Genomic DNA, 21,901 nt, shown 5'->3' with positions numbered 1-21,901 from the left:
GCGACACGCCCATCGCTTCGCATAGCCATGCCACCGGCCAGATGCCCCGGTGCTTCGCGATGAAGCCGAACTTCATGTCGCTTCCTTCGCGAAGTAGGCAGCGGCCTTTTTTAGGATATCCCGCTCCGCCTTCAGCTTGTTGACCTCGCGCCGCAGCCGCTCGATCTCCAATTGCTCAGGCTTCATTTGCCCGTGGCCGGGGAAGGACTGCGCAGCGTCGAAGCCGAACTCCTTCACCCATTTGCGCAGCACGTTCTCATGAACGCCCAGGTCTCGGCCAGCTTGCGCCACAGATACCCCGCGCTCCCTGACGAGCTTGACCGCCTCGATCTTGAACTCTCGACTGAACTTCCGTCTCTGCATGACCCACCTCTGGCTCGATAAAACACCCAATCTCGGTGTCCATCAAACCGGCAGCAGCTCATGGATCGCATCGTGCGGTGTAGTCAACGGCCCCGGTTGCTAAAGTGCCACATAGGTTGCACTCGTCTGAGTGGTAGGCAGAGCCGAGGAGATCTCGGCTCTTTCTTGCGGCAACCACGAAGGTGAAACGGCATGCGCGGACCACCGATACATCATTGCTCTGACGGCATCGCCGTCGGATGACTGCGCTGCAAGAGCAGCTAAACAGATGCCGCTTGCCAACAGCAGACCGATCAGGCCGCGCAGTGCCGCCCTTCCGCGCGATGAGCTCGCCCCGCGGTCAGGTGGTCGAAACCATTTCGCGGAATTCTTCGGCTGAGAAGGATTGCGCGTGCCATCCTGATCAAACTTGGAAAGCTGTTCATTGACACGCGCCAGCTGTTCATCTGCACGTGCGATCTGATCATAGGCGTGGGCGAGCCGTTCGTCCGCGCGCGCAACAAGCTCGACGTCTTCTGGTGAGAGCGCGGGACTACGAATTTGTGAGCCGGGATATATCGGTTTAATCGGCGAATGCATCGGCGTTCCCCATCGCACCCAATGTCACCCGGACTGAGGCCGAGCATTAAATCGGGCAAGTCCACACTCCCCAACGCCGGTTTGACCAAAGCAAGGCCACAAGATGAAAACCGGAGGGCGGACTTTCGGCGACAGCTCCGCGTATAGCGCTCTAATCCGTCGAGGATCTTCGGGAAAGACGGACGGCGGCGCATCGCCCGGCAATCCGACGGAGCTGGCCCTCGCGGTTCGCGGGCCCATTCAAAGCGGTCTTAGTGCCCGCGACTGCACGCTTCTCCCCCAAGCCCGCCACCAAGGCATCTCGACCCCTCTCGACGACCCGACTTTGGTGGTTACTGCATGCCACGAACTCCGCCGTGCGCATCGAGCAGATGCCTGCCAGCGGATGCATCTTCGTTGCGGCGAATTCCCTTCCTTGTCGCGATCGTAAACCGTTTCGAGGCCGCGGCTTCGGCCTGTCTGACCCGCTCTCGTCCCTCGATGAGCTGACGGTACTCGGCTTCCAGCGGGTCGCGATAGGAGAACTGCGCGGCTGGTGCACGATAGTTCGAATTTCCATACGACGAATACCGAATCATGGAAATCGAACCCGTTTTCAGGCAACCCCCGCTAACTGGTGGTTCGGGAAAACATGTCCGATCGACGCGACGATATTCCGTCTCGGCAAGTTGGCAACGAATGTCAGTCGTTAAGCTTGATGCTACCGAGGAGGCTGGATTGCGCCCGCGCTCGTGAACCGCCTACACGGAAGCTGTGGGATCGAGATGATCCTGATGCGCTGGAGTATCAGTTATCACCGAGCGGTAGCTTCGCGACGGCCCGGCGGAGCTTGACTTCGATGCACCGACCGCAGATCAACTCGCCGTCCCGGCCGGTGGCGCAAGAACTATCAGCTCTTCTGGCGCGAACTCTTCTTCGCAGTGATCGCAGCGGGGGATTTCGAGCATCCGCGCATTTGCTCACGCAGTTGTGGCGGAATTCGATAACCTCTTTACCCGACCGCTCGCAAGAGCTTGATCAATACCCACGGCCGAGCTGCACCAAGTTCGTTCCCAATCTGGAACGTTGCTGAAGAAATCCCGGGCGTTGCAGATTTACAACCCGCGCAGCCATTCGCGATACTAAGCTCGTCCATGGAGACGACCAGACATGCTTACTTCAACATGATCGCGGGGGCGAAATGTATGATGTCTATCGCAATGACAGGCGCTTCTTGCTCGTTCTAAGTTCAGGCTCTCCCGTGCCCGTGCTTTACTCTGCACATAAGTGGCGGAAGAGCAGGAAACGAGTTCTCAAGGTCAGCGACGAAATCAAGTCAGCCGTTCAGGCACAAGGCTATTACGTCCGCAGCCTGCGGATCACCAAGGAGCGAATGATCGACGTCGAGTAGGTGGCGAGCGGGTGTTCTCGTTGGCGCGTTTGATCACCAGCAACCAAGCCGCCATAAGCGCGCTGTTCCGCGTCGTCAACAGCCATGTCGGCAACTTCGCACCGATGCCGGGGTGTTTCCGAACCATTCGGATCGGGGCTTTTCGGAGGGTGCAGAGTGCGAGATCCTCACGATTGCGGGTGGGCATGCCGCCTAGCACGGGCGGGCCGCCCTTTACGTCTTAAACGGAACTCCATGAGCGGGCCGAGATTTTGGCTTTTTCCATTGAACCTTTAATCGAACTGTCGGACGAACCTTCAATCGGAAACCGGAGGTTTCCCATGAAGCGTCTGATCTCATCTGCAATCGCCGCTGTTGCCTTCCTCATTGTTGCAACCACTATGCTGTGGTCTTACACACCTTCGGCTGAGCGCCATGTCACCCGTACAGCCATAGGTCATTGCAAGAATTTCCACAGCCTGGCCGGGACAAAAGCGTCCGAACTACTGCCTTACTAGGCGCCAGTAAAATGCGTCGAGACGATGTTGACCTGTAGCAGGTGGCTGGATGCCACGCCGACATGAGAGTAGGCGAAGGCGCTGCAATGGCCCGTTGCCGGATGATGTGCTCAAGATCATTATGCGCGGGACCGAGAAAGAAGCTAATCGGGCGGCTTGAACCGCGAACTGCTTTGGCAGCTTAGCTCGCCGCGCCATCCAACCGCGCCAGCCCAGCCTCGATCACGGCGATATCCTCCTCGATCTGCTGGACGGTCGTCCGGAAATCAAAACCTGTACGTGCCTTTAGGTCCACGGCCAGTTTCCGACGCTGCATGCGGAGATCATCCAGAGCCCTCCGATTGTTCAAGCGAACGTAACCGTCCACAATCAGCTCGATTGCGTTTGGCATCCCACCCCCCTGTCGTGATCAACCGGCGCCGAACCGCTTACCCACTTCAAAACGGCATCTCTTCGCAAATTGCGTGCAGCAGCCCAAGCCGACCTGACGCCAGGAGAGCAAGGGGGCTGCACAGTTTAATGGAAAGACCGGCTCCCAATATCGCGATTGCGCGTTGCTCATCCCTTTCGAGATCGGCCCATGAAATGCCTTCCATCAGGCGTCTCCCTCGCAAAGAACTATCTAAAATCCAAACGCGCGACCGATCTGCCGCAGCATAGCCATGGCCGCGTCGGTGTACCGACCGTGGGTCAGGTATTGATCCACTTGCGCTGTACTGATTAGCGCAACAACGAAGACCGTGAAGCCCTTAAGCATTGGGGCGTCTCCTGAAAGAGACCGCCAACCGGGCGTGTCGAATAGACTGTTCTCAGAATGCGCTGCCGCATAATGCGACCGTATGTAAATGGTGACAGTGACCGGTAACCAATCCCTTAACCGGCGTTAGGTGCGCGCGCCAAGGGACGAGGCGAAGGCGCTGCAAGAGCCGTTGCTCATGTGCTCAAGGTCGTGATGCGAGAGTTAGGAAAGGAAGATTAGCCGCTGCACAGAGGCGCGCGGTTCCTCGATAGCGCAAACAAGAAGCGGCGAGTGTTAGTCCCCACAAAATGGAAGTCACTTCTTCATGGCGTCTGCTGCATCGGGGGACCACGAACGGATTTCCGGTCTATTGTTTGACATCGCCCATCCATGCCAGCAAAAGAACCGCGAGTTCCATTGTAGGGCAGAGCTAACTGACTCTTCTCCGCCTAAAGATCCTCGAACGAGACCCCGATAAGATTTCCACTCAACCAGACTAGGCGGCAACTTCGGATGATGCGATCTTTCTCGAGCATTAGTTTGAATGTGGAGGCCACGTGCCGCTTCGACGGAAGCTCAACTGCTGCCCCTTCTTCCGACATGTTGACCACGCGGCAGCGTAAGCTGGCGCCGTCGCCTGAAATGTAGGCGACCTCGTCCACATCGATGCGCTCCAGCTTTCGACGTTCTATCATTTCATTATAGCCGCAACCAGATCATCTTCGCCCGATGTGCACCTTGTCTCTAGCAGCTTAAATTGTCGCGCGATCTGTGTTGCTAGGTCTGATCGTTCCTTAGCAAGAGCTTTTCTTTGCTTAAGCATGTCGTGTCCGTCACGCTCGAGCACCTGGATCAAGGTGGTTTGACTTTCGATATAAAGCTGCTTGGTTGCGATTGCTCGAGCGATAGCCGCTAGTTCATCATTGCAATCCGAAGTCATTAGCAATCTCATGGCTGGCCTGTCGGCGAGTAAAGCTACATCCTACCTGGCCTTACCTGCGAAAACGTTACACTTGTCCCAGCAGCCCGGCGCCTTCTTTTCCAACGGATTAGTCTGAAGGCGCACACGCGACACATTCTCCCGTTTGTGCGGCGCCAAACGGATTTGCCGCCTTGTCCGTACTCTTACGGACGTTGCGCATCCGCAAGCTTTGACGTCTACTTCTGATTGTTTTTATGACGATCTTTGTTTCCCGACGAGAGGGCCCATGAGCGTTAAAGCCATGATGGCGATGATCCTCCAGGACCAACTGGCCTTGCGAGGCGTGCATTCGCTGAAGGCGTCTGACTACGACCAGATCGTAGAACTTCTGATTGAGCAGCTCAGAGAGCTGGAGCTGAGCTTGGCTGTGCGAGAGATTACCGACAAGCCCCGGGAATAGCAGCAGCACCCGATTTTTTAAGGGAGGACGAAGACGAATGCGGAGATTATTGTTCAGACACCGGTGCCCAAAGCCGACAACCGCTCCTGGCTGATCCGATAGAACAGTGGCGGATACCCGGCCAATCGGGTCCAGAGCCACGCGTTGGTGCGGCCTTCAGTCAGATTTTGTCCGTGGAGCAATCTCTTTGACCTTTATCAACGTTCGTTCGAATTCGGATTTGAGATATTGCTCGTGCGCCAGGTCTGTTGGCGTCAGCAGAAATGCGACTTTCACGAAAAAGCGGTTCAACAGCGAAGTAATTAAAAGATTGTCCGAGTGTTTCGACCGGAGCGCCGTAAGTCGGCGACGCATCTCGATGAGATCAAGCGTTTCGTGGTCCGGCTGCTCTCTCAAGTGAAGCTCGCGCGACTATCCAGCGTCGAAGTCGCTGCACCGACTATAATAGTGCGGCGACTTCGCTGGGGTGGAGCGGACAAGGACAATGTCCGTGTGCGCAAACTAGTCCTCTAGCGCGCGGCCGCAATCGCGGTCTGGAATTAAGCTTGATGTTCGTGTTGCAAGTTAATTCTGGAACTGAGCAGGGCGAACGATAGGAGGTGTTGAATTTCGGATGCACTGCCCGGGCTGTCAATGTTGAGCGCAACGTGGACACTCCCCATCTGCTGCTTTGCCGAGCTGTCATGCGAATTCTTGTCTGAGGTCTTGCGTCTCCCAACGTGCACCATCGCTCCTGACGATCTTCTTGGCGCGTTCGAAGGCGTGGCTTTCCGCTGCATCGTCGCCGACGCGGACATCCTAAAGACGTTGGCCGCCTTCCGGCTCGGCCCCAGGGCGATCATCGGCGGCTCGTGCGTGACGCGCTTCGTCTCTCATCTGAGAGGCAAGCCGGCAATTGATTAGCTAATCCGGTGAGGGTCCTTGCGACGCTCTTCAACAAAATTGCTCGTTCGGTGTTGAAATAGCGGATGATTTAGCAAGGGCCTGTATTCAATCGCGAGTTCTTGACGTCGGGCAGCAACATACAACCAACGACCGGTCTGTCCGGTAGCGGGCACACCCACCTGACTGGAGGCCGGCTCGCGGCCTTGTAAATAATAAAAGGAACTTAATTTGTTTAATTGATTTAAATTTCGTGCGGCTTAATATCCGCACGCCACCGACCGGAGCTCAAGCATGCCAAGCGCCACAGAAGACGAGGACCGCCGCGAGTTCTTAAAGACCTGCGGTAGGTTTGCCGTCGTGACGCCTCCAGCGATGACGCTCCTGCTATCAACATCGCTGACGTCTAACGCCATTGCGCGGTCTGGCGGGGGCAGCTCGCATGAGCATCACCACCACCACCATCATGACGATTAAGGCAGTGGCATTTCGATAGGCGGTGCCTTGGGCAACGCCGTAGGCGATCATGCCGGCCTTACGCCGTCGCCGGCATGGAGTGGGCGGCCCTGGGGCGCTCCTGAAGCCCCCCTGCGCTCCAGGGCGCTTTCCACAGGCGCACGACCCCGATCCGGGCGAACATCACCGGCGCGCCTCGCTCCGCGACCAGCAGCAGCACTTTCATTCTGGCCGATCGCCGACCAGCAGCCCACCTCGCTTGTTGGGCGCGAATCGGCGAACTGTATAGGCAGGCATAGGCGTGCAACAGGCTGGGGGGCCGCTGGCGTGATAGAACGGTCACGTTACCCACTGGTGAGAAGGTGGACACCGGAAGATCATCAGCGGCTGATCGCTATGGCCGCCGCAGGAAATCGACCCGACGACATCGCTCGCGCGCTGGGGCATGGACAGAACCGGCTGTGCGAGGTCGCGCGCATCTCCACAACATCCCCTTGCGATTGGTGACGCAAAAGCAGAAGTGAACCGGAGTTGAGGCGGCCTCATTCGCGCGTAGGCGGTTCGCGGGCGCATTCAAAGCGGTCGTAGTCCCACCGACTGCACGCTTCTCCCCCAAGCCCGCCACCAAGGCATCTCGACCCCTCTCGACGACCTGACTTTGGTGGTTACAACCCTGGCGCTGCACGCCACGAACTCCGCCGCACGCATCGAGCAGATGCCTGCCAGCGGATTCATCTTCGTTGCGGCGAATTCTTTTTTCCTAGTCGCGATCGTAAACCGTTTTGAGGCCGCGGCTTCGGCCTGTCTGACCCGCTTTCGTAGCTCGATGAGCTGACGGTACTCGGCTTCCAGCGGGTCGCGATAGGAGAGCTGCGCGGCTGGTGCACGATAGTTCGAATTTCCATCCGACGAATATCGAATCCTGGAAATCGAACCCGTTTTCAGGCAACCCCGCTAACTGGTGGTTCGGAAAGAAAATGCCCGATCGACGCGACGATATTCCGTCCCGGCAAGTTGGCAACGAATGTCACTCGTTAAGCTTGATGCTGCCGAGATGCGTTAAACCTGGAACTGCTGACCAGAAATGGATCTGCACGTGAGCCGGCTAGCCATACGAACACGCGAGATCGAACCGCTCCGAATACTGACGACGCCAAACCACGAACATAATACCGCAAATATTCGTTGCGAGTTGCGGCCACTTCTGTTTGAGCTGTGGAGAATAGTGAAAACCAGAAGAAATAAGAGCGCAGCTCGCATTTAATCCGACGCAGTGAGTCGGAGTCCCTGAAGTGCCGGACATTTGGTTTCCACTTCTCGCGACCGCCATCGTCGGCACACTCCTTTTTCTTGCGTTCCGACGATAGCCCGCCGTGTGGCAATAAATCCTCAGCGGCCGCTGAAATCGCGGTTCCCTACGTGATGCCTTTGACTGTGCATAAACAGGAAGGTTCACTTCCAAGACAGGAGGTGGACGTGAGTACCTGGTTGCTCGTTTTTCTAGTTATTTTGAGCGTGGGCATTTTAATCGCACACGCTATCGACGCGATGCGCTCCTGAATCGCTGGACGTCACTTGCCATTTAATTGGATTTTCGTGAAGAAGACCAAAATCGCGCACTTGTCTAATCGTAAGCGCTGCTCCGCCCGAAATAGACCGGCTAAGGGCTGAGGCTTCCCGCATCGCTCGTCAACGCGCGCAGTCGCGGCGGCCCAAGCACAACCCGAAATGCCGGGGCCGTAGACGGCGCTGGCGGTATTTTGTGCGATCGCGAGATCCAAGGCCCGGCCTTGCCTGCGGGCGGCAGTCGCCTGGAAGCCGTCGATTTTGCGAATTCGAAAACCGTGAGGCCCGAGCGGCAGGTCAGCAGCAATATCTTGCTTGCCGCTCGCAGCAATCGACGCGTGGCGATCCACCGAGGGAAAGCATACAGCGAATGTGCGAAAGCGAACAGACCTGATGGGTCAATTTGACTAGTCTCGCGGTGGTCCCAATTGCGGGCCACGTCTTTTGTGGCAGTACCATAGAGGGGCGTGCAATGGACGCTCGTGCGCGACTGGATGGTTGGCAATTCGCTCTGCACCAACATTATGAGGCACTCGCGTCTCAAGTATCCGAACTTGAGACCCTTAGAGACCGAGTAGCTAAGGCCGAGCGCAGAATCGTCGGTGCGACACGCGAAACTAGAGCTGGGAAGGCGGTTTATGAGGGCAGCGCGGTCGGCCCGGCCAGCAACGCGATTATCTGATCAGCGTAAGAGTCCGGGCTTTCAAGACTGACTTAGCTGCTACCCGCCCCAGCCGGGGGCCGGACTGTGGACATTCGTGATTACCAACCGCAATTTGAGCAGATGTCCCTCGATGAGTTGTGGGCTCTCTACACCGACGTCGATCAGATTCTCGCCGCGAGGATCGTTGCCAAAAAACAAGAACTCGACAGGCGACTCCAACAACTCCACCAAACTAATGGACCGGGCGGTTCATCAGAGCTCAATGTCCGCGCATCATCGTCGGGTCGCGACCGGCTCTGACAAGGGCGTCGCGCTTGCCGCAAACCCTGCGCGCGAGCGAGGCTCCCCACCTAAGGTGATGGGGCCATCGATCAACGTCTGCCGGCGGTTGCTTCAGCTTGTGGCTGCACCTGTCGTCCTGGCAACAGACCAAGAGACCGCGGCCGCCGAACCAGCTGATGTCCATAACCGGGACCAATGAAAATGCAACACCACAGCATCGCGGACGTCAGCTGCGTCATTCTTCAATGCTTGGATGCATATCAAGCCGCTGACGTTGAACCACTCGTGTTGAAGTGTTTCCCGGATCTCGACCGGCACACGCTTTGGCAGGCGTACAACGTCGCCTTGGTGGCATACACGTCAGGCACAGGCCTTCACCACCAACAAAAGGGAGCAGCAGCCGCGCGATAAGTGAATTTGGAAAATGCACGGGTTGATCGATCGTCTTAATAAATTCCGTTCGGAGACCAAGCTCGACACGTCGATCGACGCTAACACCGGCGCGATTGTTGGCACACCCGAGGCGACCGGCGGCCGCTCAAAGCGTTGGGGTCTGAGCGCGTCAACTTGCGGAGCTAAGTTGAATCGCTTCAACAAAATTGGGTTCGTTCTGCACATTCCGAGCCTCCCTTCATCTCGCGGGCGCAAACCAACGCGCGCGGGCCCGCGACCCGCAGCGCCGACACTCCCGCCCTCGGTCTGCCTGAGCAAGCCAGTCATTGAGCCCGCGATCGCCTTTCGAATGCTGTGAGTGACATCGCCTCGATGAGCTAAGCTCCACTGGCGAGTGGAGGACGCGTTGAAACTGATGTTCCCTGGTGTAGTCGAAGCGCGACGGAGCGGTACGTGAACCAAATTCGATTCGTTCTGCGCAACTTGTGTCCCCTCAGTTCGTTCGGCGGCGCACCAGTTGGCGAAAGGCCCGGTTACGGCGCGCCATCGCTCGCGCCTCGTAGCGCTCGAGTTTTCCAAGTTCTCGCAGACTACGCCGGATCGCTTCGGTGAGGCGTTCGGGTCCGGCCGACGGCATGGTATCCTGTGGCAGACGCGTTGGCGTTCCGTCTCGGATCCACGCCCACACCTCGCGATTGTAAACCTCGAGAGGCGCGTCCTGCGGCGCCCCCAGCGCGTAGGTGCGCTGGATCCAGGCGATCCGCAACAGCTCGACCCGCGCCAGGATAAATTCAGCGTGCGCGGCGATCTGCGCCTGCTGCAGAATGATCGGATCGGTCGTTGCGCCGGCGAACTGGCGCGCGAGCGCGTCAATCTCCGCGCGCGCTTCGCGAGAGGACGGGGCGGCCAAGCCATGCCGATAGGCGTTGGCCCGCGCTCGCTGCCTGCCGGCTCGCGTCTTCGGTCCGGTGCTCTTGCCGGCGTTGCGGCGGTTCGCCGCGATTTGCCGTTCGCTCGCCATTGTTTATTCCGCCGCGTCGGGACATCGCCCGTCAGCCTCTCGCCCTGCCTCGATCAGCTGGTGCGAGACCTCGCGTGTCCGTCTGGCGGTGGCTGCGTGAAGCTCCGCAAGCAGGCGCAGCGCCTTGTTGCGCCGGGTCTCGGCCGAGGCCAGCAACCGGTCGAGGGTTTCAAGCTCCGAGCAAAGCAGCTTGATCGCTTCGGCCTCGATCGCAGTTTCGTCGAGATGGTATGGCCCTAGCCGGTTCGTTACCTCCTGCTTGCCCGCCTTGGTTTTGAACCATCCGTTCGCGAGTAGCTCGGCTTCCAGCTCGTCAATGCCGGTGGCGTGTTGCAGCAGGTTGATGAGCGCCGGGCGATACGCACTTTGGATGATCGGCGTTCGACAGCGTTGATAGCGAAGGATGTCCCACGTCGCATGGATCACGTCGTTGACCAGGACCTCTGCGAGAATCCCGTCGGGCGCAATGCGCTCGACCATCGCCATCGCGAGCTGCTCGAACTCTTGCACCGATTCCGTCAGCAGCAGAGGTGCCTTCGCTAGAAAAGAAATACCTGTTGTGTTGGACATCGTGGTTCTCCGAAAACAAAGGAATATTGGCCTCGTCAAGCATGTTGCCGACGAGCTTTGTTTTCCCGAAAACTCCTCTGGGAACGGAGCCAATCCGAGTCATAACGGAATTGAGCTCCAACAAAAAAGTGGCACGCCAACCGTTAAAAAAAAGTAAGAGCATCTGCGCCGGGCGGCTTGCGATCGCCACTGAGCCCCACCGCCGCCCGTGATCGCGGCTGCTCAGCTTCGTGACGGGATGATTCCGGCTCGTATCATGCGGATTTGCAATGGCGCCAGCTTGCACTCGCCACGGTGTGGATGAAGTCCTTGCCCCTCACCGATCGTTGCGAGCGCATCAGCAAAGCAGTTGCTGCAATCAGCTTGGCAGGATCCGCTGCCATTGCAGAATCACGATAGGTTTCGCGTGCAATTTCGCGCCTGAACTTCGGTAACTCGAGCGGTGGTATCTGCGCTTCTTCCAATTAGCTCATCGAAGCGCCGGTGGGTGATTGGATCGCGGCTTCGTCGCCAGGAGCGTGGCTTCACCGAGTTGGCGGCCGGCAACCTACTGGACAAATACGCAGATGTGCCGATGAGCTTTCCTTTGGGCGCTAGCGGAGTCCTGGCCAGTCTGCAGAAGACGATCCGAGAGGCGCGCGCGCCCTTCTCGACACTTCAAAGACCAGTTCCAACACTCGGTCTACAGGGTTATTTGCGTTTTTCGGTAGCTGCTTTCCGGAGTCGGACGCCGGGGCCTCCACCGTTCTCGTCGATGAACTCGATACCGGCGGAAGTCAGGGCAATCACGATATTCTCGGCCGTTTGAGTCCGTCCGCCAAGAAGCCCGTCCAATGCCTCCAAACGCTTGATCGTTGGAATCGACACTTCAGCAGTTCTCGCCAGATCATCCTGCGACCACCCCAGCAGTGCACGAGCGGCTTTGATTTGCCGAATTGATACTTTTAGTATTGACTTTGCTTTCATTTAGATCGATACTTTTAGTATCATTAGGTTAAGAATCAGTGGCTGGAGGATTGCAATGTTGCCTCGTTTTGCCAATGCCCCTCGCGATCGCCGGTCCTTTATCGGCGGCTCGGATGCCCGCATCATCCTGGGCAATGATCAGGACGATCTCACGCGCCTGTGGCGGGAAAAGCGCGGCGAGATCGCGCCGCAGGATTTTTCAGACAACCTGAGCGTGCAGCTCGGCAGCGTCACTGAAGACCTCAACCGAAGCTGGTACCAGCGCGCGTCGGGCCAGACCATTGCCGACATTCAGAAAAGGGTGCGGCATCCGGTCCACCACTGGATGGCGGCCACGCTCGATGGCATTGTCGCAGAAACGGGCGCGGTGTTCGAGGCGAAGTTCATGCTGCCATGGGCCTTCACCGAGGAAGCCGCGGCGGAAAAGCACGCGGCACAATTGCAGCACAACATGTGGGTGGTCGCTGCGCGATCCGCGGTGCTGTCGATCATTACGGGCGGGGGCAAATGGGTCGAGATTAAGGTCCATGCCGACCCGCTCTACCAGCATCTGCTGCTGACCGCAGAGAAAAAGTTCTGGCGCTGCGTGCAAAATGGCGAGGCGCCGCAGCTGTTTGGCATCGAGCCGCCGCGGCCGCGGCTGGCGGCGGTGCGGGTGGTCGACATGACCGGCTCGAATGCCTGGGCGGAAATGGCGGCGCTCTATCGCAAAACCCGTGGCCCCGCGCTCGAGCACGAGCGGGCGAAAACCGAGCTGAAGGCGCTGGTGCCGGACGACGCCAAGGAGGCGAGCGGCCACGGCTTGCGCGCCAAGCGCTCCAAGGCCGGCGCGATCAGCTTCGAAGTGGTCGACGCCGCGTAAGCAGCCGGCCAGATCAACCGCGGGCCGCGGCTTGGCGCGGCGCCAGCTCCCCGCCTTCAGAGAGTCTGTCGATGCAGCCGCGCTTTGACTTTATCCATCTCGACCCCTCCTCGGATCCTCCGGAGCCGTATCAGGAAGCGTTCGAACTGCTCGGGGAGTTGTGGGCCAAACTCCACGGCTTTGAAGCGTCCTGCGCCCAAGACCACGTGCTGCTCGGCCTGGTCCGTCACCTAGAGCAGCAGCTGGTCGTTGCCGGAGTCGTCTTGGCGGTCCAGCTGGACGTCCTGAACAACCGATGATTTCAGCGGAGACGGCGATGCAGCGATGCAGCGAGACCATCAGCCAGATCGCCGGCGCGCTCGCCAAGGCGCAGGCCGAGCTGGACAACCCGGAGAAATCATTGACTGCCACGATCGCATCACCCTTCCCGCGCGAAGAGAGCCGCACCTTTCGCTACGCTTCGCTCGCCAGCGGTCTTGAGATCGTGCGCAAGTGCCTCACCAAGTACGAGATCGCGACCGTGCAAGCGACCGCGATTGATTCCGACACCGGCCTCATCAGGCTCACCACCACCCTACTCCACAGCTCGGGCGAATGGATCGCCTCCGACTGGCCGGTGTGCCCGGTCACTGAGACCGCCACCCCGCACCGGATGGGCGCCGCCCTGACCTATGCCCGGCGCTACGCGCTGTTCACGCTGGTCGGCATTGCCGGCGAGGACGATCTGGATGCGCCGGATCTGCTGGCTGGCCCGCCGCTCGCGTCGCTGACCGGACCCGTGGCAAAGCCGAGGCCGGTCAAAGGCGTTGTGAACCAGCCGCTGCGCGATGCGCAAGCATCGGCCGAGCTCCGGAACCGCCTGCTTGGCGAGCTGGGGTCACTCCCGAGCGGGGATGACCTCCTGAACTGGGCCAGGGCCAGCCTGCCGCTCAAGAACACCCTCTTGGAGCGAGACGCTCGCTCAATTGAAGCCGCCTATCAGACGCGGCTCGAGGCGGCCGTCCCTTGCGAGATCAGCATCGCGCCGGACGAGCTTGCGCTCGGAGACCCGGTGCGGGCGGAACGATCTGTTGAGGTTGGCGCCGAGCGAGTTGGCGCGGCCGACGGCCAATCCATCCCCGAGCCAAGCATCGGGCTGGCCTTCCCCAAGGAAGCCTCGCGCAAGCGCAACAAGGCGCACCTCGCATTCGTGCGCGACCAGCCCTGTCTCATCTGCAAGCAGACGCCCTGCGATGCCCACCATCTCAAGTTCGCGCAACCACGAGCGCTCGGCCGCAAGGTCAGCGACGAGTTCACGGTGCCCTTGTGCCGCGCGCATCATCAACAGCTGCACCGCCATGGCAACGAAAGGGCATGGTGGTCGGAGGTACAGATCTCACCGCTGCCCCTTGCAAAGGAGCTTTGGGCAGCGAGCCCAGTCCATGAGCGTGCGACAGCGTCCGCCATACCACCTCCGCCGGCCTCAGGTCCGGGGACCACTGCACGATGACTCGGCCGCAATGTGGGGTCAGCGAAGCGAATGGCGCGAAGGATGGGGACTTAACCGCCGAGCGATCTTTTTGTGTCCTGCCATGGGTCGCGCGGCTGAACCTTACAGCCCAAAACCCCGGCCAATCTCCCGCATCAGTCTGAACGCGGCGTCAGTATGGCGGCCATAGAAGAGCGCGCGATCAAGCTGAGAAAAGATGCCCATTCCGAATAGCGCGATAGCAATGCCTCTAAGCATGGTTGTCGACCGGGTTGAACGATGCTGTTAAAATTCAAAACGGCCCCAGCCGCAGGATGGGGCCAACAGCCGGGGCCGGCATTCCCATTCCAATGTGCCGCAATGGGCGGTAATCGGCACGGTCCCAGCTGGCCACATGAAAGCTAACGAATAGTTTCGCAACTCCCAAGCCGATCATGGCGCCTCCATTGGTTCGTGCTCCCTCGTTTCGCGGGTGCCAAGCCGACCAAGCAAGCAAAATCACCGTTCGGGAGCACGCCATGTGTTTGAGCGTTGTCGTCGCCGGCCAACGGCTCGACGACGGCACGCGGACCGCAAATGCCATTGCGGCCGCTAGGGTAGCTAACTCTCGCGATCATGGCGCGCCGATACCGCACGGAAGCGACGCTGTATGTCGCGCATTCGCTGTTCAGGACCTTAGGCCGAAACGAGCAGGATCGAGTTCGGGGCTATCCTGCCGCCATGAAAAACGAACGCGAGAAGGGCTGAGCGAAGCAGCGCCGTTTTATCAAGCCTCAGACCGAAAGGCTTGAGCTCACCGTACACGCGAGTGCTCAGCATTGAGGTCCAAACCGCTCGCTTCAGGTTTCGCGGAACGCGCGGGAGAGGCTGTCGAGGGCAGGCTTCATGATGTACTCGAAAAACGTACGTTCTCCGGTCTTGATGTAAATGTCCGCGGGCATCCCGGGCGTCGGGATGAATTCAGGCATTTGCCTGAGAATATCGTCCTGGTCCAGGCGCACCCGAACAACATAGAATTCCCCACGCGTGTCGCCGTCGCGACGGGTTTCGGCCTTCCCCTGCACTTGCTCCGCCAAGGCGTCCGCTGACACGTAGATGACGCTCGCCCCGACCATGGGCGTGATGCGCTGGTTGAGCGCCGACAGCCGCACCAGCGCCTCCTGGCCTACGCTCACATGCGAAATGTCCTTGGGGTTCACATGTGCCTCGATGATGCGCTCGTCGCCAATCGGCAGGAGCTCAAGGATCACGGCACCAGGAGAGACCACGCCGCCCGGTGTATGGAAGTTGTTCTTCACCACAATACCTCGAACCGGCGACCGGACATCGACCCGATCGACCACATCCTGAGCGGCGCGAATCTGCTCCTCTCCGTCGTCCAGCTCGGCCTCGGTCTCGCGCAACTCCTTGATCGCCTCCCGAAGCGCCGTCGTGTGGAGCTGCGCTATTCGTTCGTTCGCCTGGGCGATCCGCTCCTTCGAATCGGCGATGCGGCCGAGATATTCGCCTAGCTCACCCCCGAGACCCGCCTCTGAGCGTCGCAACGCAAGCACATCCGACTTGCGGACCAACTGCTGGCCAAGAAGGGAATTCTTGTCCTTCAGCTCTTCGACGAACAAGGAAATTCGCTCTTTGGTGGACTGAACTTGCGCCTGATATCCGCGGATGCTTTCCTCCAGCCCAGCGATTTGCTTTAGGAGTACGCTTTCGTCGGTCACCAGACTTGCCCGGCGGGCCTGAAGCTCGGCACGTTGCCGCTCAAGAATCGCTTTGATTTCTGGATCACGTGCGTTCTCGCTGAATGCGGCCGGGGTTTCGATTGCGTCAGAAGAGCTCATTTCAGCTTCCAGACGCGCCTTCATGGCGAGCAGTCGATACTTCTTCAAAACCAGCCGTTTCAGCTTGGCGTTGGCAGCGGTATCGTCCATGCGAACCAGGACCTGGTTGGCCTCGACGGCATCGCCGTCCTTGACCGCAATCTCGCGGATGATGCCGCCCTCGAAGTGCTGGAGAAGCTTGTTCTGCCCGGCAGCCACGAACGTACCCGAGGCGACGACCGCACTGTTGAGGGGAGCGACTGCGGCCCAAACGCCGAAACAGCCGAGCCAAACAACCAAGATGGCGAGGCCGGTGAAGATGGGCCATTTGGCGCTCAGCGGAACACCGCGGTACCACTCGCCGATGTCGTCCTTTACCGCTCTCATGCTGTCCTCCCGCGCTCGTCACCCGCCCGAGGATTCGATGCGTTGCGGCTGCTCCGGCTCATCACCGCCGGCCCTGGCGGGCGACCGAACCAGGCGATGCAACACCTCGCTCGGAGAGCCGAATGCTTCCGCGCGTCCGGCCCGCAGTATCAGCACTTTGTCAACACTGTTCAGTAGCGCCGGGCGCAGGGTTACGACCACGGCGGTGACCCCCCGCCTCTTGGCGCGCTGCAGGGTCTCGGTCAGAGCCTGCTCGCCCGCCGCGTCGAGATTCGAGTTGGGCTCGTCGAGCACGACAAGGGACGGATTACCGAAGAAAGCCCGGGCGAGCGCGATGCGCTGCTTCTGTCCTCCCGAGAGCGGCCCGCCACTGCGGTCGAGCACGGTCTCGTATCCTTGCTTCAACTGGCAGACCATGTCGTGAATTCCCGACAATATCGCCGCCTCATAGATGCTCTCGTCGGGCAAGTCGTCGCGCATGCGGCAGATGTTCTGCTTGATGGTCCCGGGAAATAGCTCGACCTCCTGGGGCAGATAACCGCTATATTCCCCGAACTGGCGGCGATCCCAATTGCGCAGCTCCGTTCCGTCCAGCCTGACCTTGCCGGCTGTCGGCACCAGACAACCCACCAGAATGCGCGCGAGCGTCGACTTGCCCGATCCGGACGGTCCGACAATGGCCAAAGACTCTCCGGGCGCGAGCTCGAGCGACACGCCATTGAGCACCGGCTCCTTCGAGCCCGGCGGCAGATACAAGACCCGATCAACGCTCAGGCGCCCTTGCGGTCTGGGCAAGCGCAGCTTAGGCGCCTCGCGCTGAAATGACTCGACGGCCTGCTTGACGCGGGCATAGGCCGATCGCGCCTGAACGCAGCTGCGCCATCCCTCAATCAAGCCCTCGAGCGGCTGCAGGGCGCGGCCGGCAATGATCGAAGCCGCGATCATCATACCCCCGGTGATCTCGGCGTGCAGGGCCAGATAGGCACCGGTACCAAGGATCGTGATCTGGGCCACGAGGCGGACGAATTTCGACGCACCGCTGATCCAGAAATTCCGGTCAAGGGCTTGGCTCTGCACCGTCAGCGCCGGCGCCTGCCGGCGCCCCCAGTGGAGAATGCTTTCGCTGAGCATTCCCATCGCATTGATCACCTGCGAATTTCGCGCCAGCGACTCCGCCGCCGCATCGGCCTCGGCGGCATGCAGGCCAGCCTCGCTCAGACGCTCCGAGGTCGCTTTCTGGTTGATCAGCGCAATAAGTGCCAGGACCAAACCCGATACGACTGCGATCCAGCCCAGATCTCGGTGAACGAGGAATATGACTGCGAAGTAGAGGGGCGAGAGGGGCGCGTCCATCAGTAAAAGCATGATAGGGCTCGAGATGAAGCCCCGCACCTGGTGAAGGCTGCGGATCGCCTGGATGGTTCCTCCCTCGCCCGCCCTGGCGTTGTTGATGCTGCTCGCCAGCACTGCGCCGCCCAGCACCGCTTCCATCTTGGTCGCAAGACGCCCCAGCACCTGCCGACGCAGAATGTCCACGATCGACAGGACACCGATGAACGTCAGCGCGAGAGCCGAGAGCATCAGCAGTGTCTCGAGACTACGGCTCGTCAGCACGCGATCGGATATTTGAAAGAGGTAGATCGGCAACGTGAGCATCAGCAGATTCACAACGACCGAAAATGCTGCGACCGCTACGAGGTTGGTGCGCGCGACCGAACGCCAGGCTGCCAGCGCGTTGACAGGTCCGACATAGTCGCGGGCCTCGCCGCCGGGTGCGACGCGATGTTGAGCTCCGGAATGATGGTTGCGCGGCGGATCGTCCAGTGTCTCGACAGCTGCCATGTTTGCCTCCCACTAGAGGATGGCATCATGAGTTCCAACATGATCGATCGGAGTATTATCCACGATGTCGGGAGGCGGCGGCGCGGGTTTTTGGACGTCGGCAGCCAGCGGCGCCGAAACGTCTTGCGCCGATGCGGTGTCCGCCTGCGACACGGCAGTCTGGGAGGGCGCGATCTCGCTGCTGAGCGTGACGCCATAGTCTGTATACTGGGTTCCGTTGAACAGCGAATCTGCCGGCGGCGGTGGCGCATCGTTCAACGCGATCACATCGCCCGCGACGGCGGTCGTCGCCGCGGCATTTGAGGTGTCCGTCACGACGTTCTCCGGGGCAGTGGTGGCGGATGCCGAACTCTCGATCGGTGCGTCAGCGGTGGTGGCGAGCGCAAGAAGCGTGTCGGCCGATCCAGGAGTTTGAGCGCTGCTGGTGTCCGGCACGGCCGGCGCCACCGGTTCGGTCGCGGGGGTGCTGAGCGAGTCTCCGGTGCTGGTGAGCACCGGCTCGGTCGTGTCAGCGACGGGTGCCGCACTCGCCAAAGCATCGCCAGCCACGCTGCCCGTGTCCGCCGGTTGCGACACGTCGCTCGGCGCATCGGTCAGCGCGGCAGCCGTTGTGGTGAGCGCCGGCTCGCTGATGTCCGCGACCGGTGCCGCACTGGCCAAGGCATCGCCAGCCACGCTGCCCGTGTCCGCCGGTTGCGACGCGTCGCTCGGCGCATCGGTCGGAGCCGCAGCTGTGGTGAGCACCGGCTCGGTCGTGTCCGCGACCGGCGCCGCACTCGCGAAGGCATCGCCAGCCACGCTGCCCGTGTCGGCCGGTTGCGACGCGTCGCTCGGCGCATCGGTCAGCGCGGTTGTGGTGAGCACCGGCTCGCTCGTGTCCGCGACCGGCGCCGCACTGGCCAAGGCATCGCCAACCGCACCGCCCGTGTCGGCCGGTTGCGACACGTCGCTCGGCGCATCGGTCGGAGCCGCAGCTGTTGTGGTGAGCACCGGCTCGCTCGTGTCCGCGACCGGCGCCGCACTGGCCAAGGCATCGCCAACCGCACCGCCCGTGTCGGCCGGTTGCGACGCGTCGCTCGGCGCATCGGTCAGAGCCGCAGCTGTGGTGAGCACCGGCTCGCTCGTGTCCGCGACCGGCGCCGCACTGGCCAAAGCATCGCCAGCCACGCTGCCCGTGTCCGCCGGTTGCGACACGTCGCTCGGCGCATCGGTCAGCGCGGCAGCCGTTGTGGTGAGCACCGGCTCGCTGATGTCCGCGACCGGTGCCGCACTCGCCAAAGCATCGCCAGCCACGGTCCCAGTGTCGGCCGGATGCGACACGTCGCTGCTCGGATTGGTCAGAGCGGCAGCCGTTGTGGCGAGCACCGGCTCGCTCGTGTCAGGGACCGGCACCGTACTCGCCAGAGCATCGGCAGCCACACTACCCGTGTCGGCAGGTTGCGACAGGTCGCTCGGCGCATCTGCCAGAGCGGCAGCCGTTGTGGCGAGCGCAGGCTCGCTGGTGTTAGCAGCGGGCGCCGCACTCGCCAAAGCATCGCCAGCCACGCTGTCCGTGTCGACGGGATGCGACACCTCGCCGGCCGGATTGGTCAGAGCGGCAACTGTTGTGGTTAGCACAGGTGCGCTCGTGTCAAGGACCGGCGCGCCACTCGCAAGTGCATTGCCAGCCACATCGGTGGGCTGTGATACATGACCAGGGGCACCGTTACCGGTGATCAGTTCCGCCTCCGCGATCTCAAGGGGTGATGCTGAACTATCAAGCGTGTCAGTTCCCGTGCTTCCCGATGCAACCGTTTGCGACAACGCGGTCGACTGAGTGTCTGGACCCGTCGTCTGGTCAACCACCTCGTTGCTCACCGTGCTCACGGTGTCGATCGCCGTCGCAAGCGCCGGCGGCACCGTAGCCTCGACCGGCGCAATTATTCCAACCACGTCATCGGGCAGCGTGCTCGCAGTGTCGGCCAGAGTCGATAGCGTCGGCTGCGCCGCGGACTCGACCGGCGCAATCGCGCCGACCACGTCGTCGGGCAGCGTGCCCGCGGTGTCGGCGAAGGTCGTGAGCGTCGGCTGCGCCGCCTCGACCGGCGCAATTGCGCCAACCACGTCGTTGGATAGCGTGCTGACGATGTCGGTCGCCATCGCCAGCGCCGGCGGCACCGCCGCCTCGATCGGCGCAATCGCGCCAACCACGTCGTTGGGCAGCGTGCTGACGGCGTCGGTCGCCGTCGCGAGCACCGGCGGCACCGTCGCCTCGACCGGCGCAATTGCGTCAACCACGTCGTGGAATAGCGTGCTGACGCTGTCGGTCGCCGTCGCGAGCACCCGCGGCACCGTCGCCTCGACCGGCGCGATCGCGCCAACCACGTCGTTGGGCAGCGCGCTGACGGTGTCGGTCGCAGTCGCCAGTGCCGGCGGCACCGCCGCCTCGATCGGCGCAATTGCGCCAACCACGTCGTTGGGTCTCGTGCTCACGGTATCGGTCACCGTGGCGAGTGCCGGCGCTACCGCCGCCTCGACCGTCTCAATCGCGCCAACCATGTCGTTGGGTAGCGTGCCGACGCTGTCAGTTGCCGTCGCCAGTGCCGGCGGCGCCGCCAACTCGACCGGCGCAATTGCGCCAACCACGTCGCTGGATAGCCTGCTGACGCTGTCGGTCGCCGTCGCCAGGGTCGGCGGCACCGCCGTCTCGACGGGCGCAATCGTTCCAACTACGTCGTTAGGCAGCGCGCCGACGCTGTCGCTCGCTGCCGCCAGTGCCGGCGGCACCGCCGCCTCGACCGGCGCGATTGCGCCAACCACGTCGTTGGATAGCGTGCTCACGGTGTCGGTCGCCGCGGCGAGTGCCGGCGGTACCGCCGCCTCGATCGGCGCGACCGCCTCAACCACGTCGTTGGGCAGCGCGCTGACGGTGTCGGTCGCCGTCGCCAGTGCCGGCGGCACCGCCGCCTCGACCGGCGCAATCGTTCCAACTACGTCGTTGGGCAGCGCGGTGACGCTGTCGCTCGCCGTCGCAAGTGCCGGCGGCACCGCCGCCTCGACCGGCGCCATTGCGCCAACCACGTCGTTGGGCAGCGCGCTGACGGTGTCGGTCGCCGTCGCGAGTGCCGGCACCACAGCCGCCTCGAGCGGCGCGATCGCGCCGGCCTCGTCATCGGATCGCGTGCTGACGGAGTCGCTCGTGGTCGCGAGCGCCGGCGGCACCATCGCCGCGACCGACGCAATCGTGCCGGCCACGTCGTTGGGCACCGTGATGACGATGTCGCTCGCCGTCGCGAGCGTCGGCGGCACCGCCGCCTCGACCGGCGCAATCCCTACCACCACGTCATTACTAAGGCCGCCGAGCATTCCAAGCGGGGGAAAGGAGTTGACGATCGACGGGCTAAACGAGTCGCAAAGCACATTAGACCCAACGGATTCGAGCGTTGATTCACCGGGCAATTGAGTGCTTCCGAGGTCGGAATCCGCTGAAAGCGAGTTGACGCGACTGACGCAACTAACGTCGGCTGAGGCGTGAGCATGGTGCTTGCAAAAATCGACCTCGTCGCCACTCCCACCCACACCCCCAGAGTTCGCAGTAGCGACTGCTTCGCCACGAGCGGTGCTCGGTCTGGGCGCGTCTTCATGCGGCTCCGCCAGGAGCCCGGTCGGATCGAGCTGAGCCACATGCGTGTCCCACGAGGCGGCCGGCCCTTTTGGCCTCTCATCCTCCGCGCCCGGTTTCGCGGGATCGCTCGCAGGCAGCTCGTCATTTGTCCCTTGCGGCCCCGCACCTGCT

At 61.3% G+C, this 21,901-nt stretch carries 22 protein-coding genes and 1 pseudogene; 8 read left to right on the top strand and 15 right to left on the bottom strand.

Annotation, left to right across the window (positions count from 1 at the left end; translation table 11 throughout):
- Positions 1–363 (bottom strand): annotated as a pseudogene (locus IVB42_RS19925) (transposase); the annotation flags it as partial.
- Between the two features lie 99 nt (positions 364–462).
- Positions 463–942, bottom strand: a complete 480-nt coding sequence (locus IVB42_RS19920; RefSeq protein WP_247399534.1) for a hypothetical protein — start codon at positions 940–942, stop codon at positions 463–465.
- A gap of 1,180 nt (positions 943–2,122) precedes the next feature.
- Here IVB42_RS19920 and IVB42_RS19915 point away from each other — a divergent pair.
- Positions 2,123–2,332, top strand: a complete 210-nt coding sequence (locus tag IVB42_RS19915) for a hypothetical protein (RefSeq protein WP_007595423.1) — start codon at positions 2,123–2,125, stop codon at positions 2,330–2,332.
- Positions 2,333–2,652: 320 nt separating this feature from the next.
- On the top strand, positions 2,653–2,829 hold the full coding sequence (locus tag IVB42_RS19910; RefSeq protein WP_157643135.1) for a hypothetical protein: 177 nt from the start codon (positions 2,653–2,655) through the stop codon (positions 2,827–2,829).
- 181 nt (positions 2,830–3,010) lie between these two features.
- Here IVB42_RS19910 and IVB42_RS19905 read toward each other — a convergent pair whose 3' ends face one another.
- From IVB42_RS19905 to IVB42_RS19895, 3 genes are all read right to left on the bottom strand, one after another.
- A complete protein-coding gene (locus tag IVB42_RS19905; protein WP_247399536.1) occupies positions 3,011–3,220 on the bottom strand; it encodes a hypothetical protein in 210 nt (69 codons plus the stop codon).
- A gap of 46 nt (positions 3,221–3,266) precedes the next feature.
- Positions 3,267–3,425 (bottom strand): hypothetical protein, encoded by a 159-nt coding sequence (locus tag IVB42_RS19900; RefSeq protein ID WP_247399539.1) that lies wholly within the window; start codon positions 3,423–3,425, stop codon positions 3,267–3,269.
- 592 nt (positions 3,426–4,017) lie between these two features.
- On the bottom strand, positions 4,018–4,263 hold the full coding sequence (locus IVB42_RS19895; RefSeq protein WP_018459961.1) for a PilZ domain-containing protein: 246 nt from the start codon (positions 4,261–4,263) through the stop codon (positions 4,018–4,020).
- A 513-nt stretch (positions 4,264–4,776) separates the two neighbouring features.
- Between IVB42_RS19895 and IVB42_RS19890 the strand changes: the two genes are divergently transcribed.
- Positions 4,777–4,950 (top strand): hypothetical protein, encoded by a 174-nt coding sequence (locus tag IVB42_RS19890; protein ID WP_166517574.1) that lies wholly within the window; start codon positions 4,777–4,779, stop codon positions 4,948–4,950.
- A gap of 156 nt (positions 4,951–5,106) precedes the next feature.
- On the opposite strand, the gene IVB42_RS19885 is transcribed toward IVB42_RS19890, so the two are convergent.
- Positions 5,107–5,346: a hypothetical protein gene (locus tag IVB42_RS19885; protein ID WP_247471111.1), complete on the bottom strand. Its 240-nt coding sequence runs from the start codon at positions 5,344–5,346 to the stop codon at positions 5,107–5,109.
- A 780-nt stretch (positions 5,347–6,126) separates the two neighbouring features.
- On the opposite strand from IVB42_RS19885, the gene IVB42_RS19880 reads away from it, so the two are divergent.
- Entirely contained in the window at positions 6,127–6,309 is a 183-nt protein-coding gene (locus IVB42_RS19880; RefSeq protein WP_247399541.1) for a hypothetical protein, read from the top strand.
- A gap of 58 nt (positions 6,310–6,367) precedes the next feature.
- Here IVB42_RS19880 and IVB42_RS19875 read toward each other — a convergent pair whose 3' ends face one another.
- A complete protein-coding gene (locus IVB42_RS19875; RefSeq protein ID WP_204513776.1) occupies positions 6,368–6,514 on the bottom strand; it encodes a hypothetical protein in 147 nt (48 codons plus the stop codon).
- Between the two features lie 1,345 nt (positions 6,515–7,859).
- On the bottom strand, positions 7,860–8,204 hold the full coding sequence (locus tag IVB42_RS19870) for a hypothetical protein (protein ID WP_247363667.1): 345 nt from the start codon (positions 8,202–8,204) through the stop codon (positions 7,860–7,862).
- Positions 8,205–8,602: 398 nt separating this feature from the next.
- On the opposite strand from IVB42_RS19870, the gene IVB42_RS19865 reads away from it, so the two are divergent.
- Positions 8,603–8,818 carry a hypothetical protein gene (locus IVB42_RS19865; protein ID WP_007595450.1) on the top strand — a complete coding sequence of 72 codons (216 nt, stop codon included), beginning with the start codon at positions 8,603–8,605 and terminating at the stop codon, positions 8,816–8,818.
- 868 nt (positions 8,819–9,686) lie between these two features.
- Here IVB42_RS19865 and IVB42_RS19860 read toward each other — a convergent pair.
- The 4 genes from IVB42_RS19860 to IVB42_RS19845 form a co-directional block, all read right to left on the bottom strand.
- Positions 9,687–10,214 carry a hypothetical protein gene (locus IVB42_RS19860; protein WP_247399544.1) on the bottom strand — a complete coding sequence of 176 codons (528 nt, stop codon included), beginning with the start codon at positions 10,212–10,214 and terminating at the stop codon, positions 9,687–9,689.
- A 3-nt stretch (positions 10,215–10,217) separates the two neighbouring features.
- A complete protein-coding gene (locus IVB42_RS19855; protein WP_247410691.1) occupies positions 10,218–10,784 on the bottom strand; it encodes a hypothetical protein in 567 nt (188 codons plus the stop codon).
- A gap of 254 nt (positions 10,785–11,038) precedes the next feature.
- Positions 11,039–11,248, bottom strand: coding sequence for a hypothetical protein (locus tag IVB42_RS19850; protein ID WP_247399550.1), 210 nt, complete (start codon positions 11,246–11,248; stop codon positions 11,039–11,041).
- Positions 11,249–11,474: 226 nt separating this feature from the next.
- Positions 11,475–11,750 carry a helix-turn-helix domain-containing protein gene (locus IVB42_RS19845; RefSeq protein ID WP_247399553.1) on the bottom strand — a complete coding sequence of 92 codons (276 nt, stop codon included), beginning with the start codon at positions 11,748–11,750 and terminating at the stop codon, positions 11,475–11,477.
- Between the two features lie 55 nt (positions 11,751–11,805).
- Between IVB42_RS19845 and IVB42_RS19840 the strand changes: the two genes are divergently transcribed.
- The 3 genes from IVB42_RS19840 (at position 11,806) to IVB42_RS19830 (ending at position 14,101) form a co-directional block, all read left to right on the top strand.
- A complete protein-coding gene (locus tag IVB42_RS19840; RefSeq protein WP_247399556.1) occupies positions 11,806–12,612 on the top strand; it encodes a YqaJ viral recombinase family protein in 807 nt (268 codons plus the stop codon).
- 71 nt (positions 12,613–12,683) lie between these two features.
- A complete protein-coding gene (locus tag IVB42_RS19835; RefSeq protein ID WP_018458884.1) occupies positions 12,684–12,911 on the top strand; it encodes a hypothetical protein in 228 nt (75 codons plus the stop codon).
- Positions 12,912–12,928: 17 nt separating this feature from the next.
- Positions 12,929–14,101, top strand: a complete 1,173-nt coding sequence (locus tag IVB42_RS19830; protein WP_247399559.1) for an ERF family protein — start codon at positions 12,929–12,931, stop codon at positions 14,099–14,101.
- 818 nt (positions 14,102–14,919) lie between these two features.
- On the opposite strand, the gene IVB42_RS19825 is transcribed toward IVB42_RS19830, so the two are convergent.
- From IVB42_RS19825 to IVB42_RS19815, 3 genes are read right to left on the bottom strand one after another with little or no spacing between them, the layout of a single operon-like run.
- Positions 14,920–16,284, bottom strand: a complete 1,365-nt coding sequence (locus IVB42_RS19825; protein WP_247399562.1) for an HlyD family type I secretion periplasmic adaptor subunit — start codon at positions 16,282–16,284, stop codon at positions 14,920–14,922.
- Between the two features lie 18 nt (positions 16,285–16,302).
- Positions 16,303–18,126 (bottom strand): type I secretion system permease/ATPase, encoded by a 1,824-nt coding sequence (locus IVB42_RS19820; RefSeq protein WP_018458879.1) that lies wholly within the window; start codon positions 18,124–18,126, stop codon positions 16,303–16,305.
- 12 nt (positions 18,127–18,138) lie between these two features.
- A complete protein-coding gene (locus tag IVB42_RS19815; protein ID WP_247471103.1) occupies positions 18,139–21,447 on the bottom strand; it encodes a hypothetical protein in 3,309 nt (1,102 codons plus the stop codon).
- Positions 21,448–21,901: the final 454 nt, after the last annotated feature.

The sequence above is a fragment of the Bradyrhizobium sp. 45 genome (assembly GCF_023073155.1).
In the GTDB taxonomy this organism is placed as follows: Bacteria; Pseudomonadota; Alphaproteobacteria; order Rhizobiales; family Xanthobacteraceae; genus Bradyrhizobium; species Bradyrhizobium canariense_D.
The sequence above is the reverse complement of the archived record's forward strand: the minus strand, read 5'-3'. Positions and strand labels throughout refer to the sequence as shown.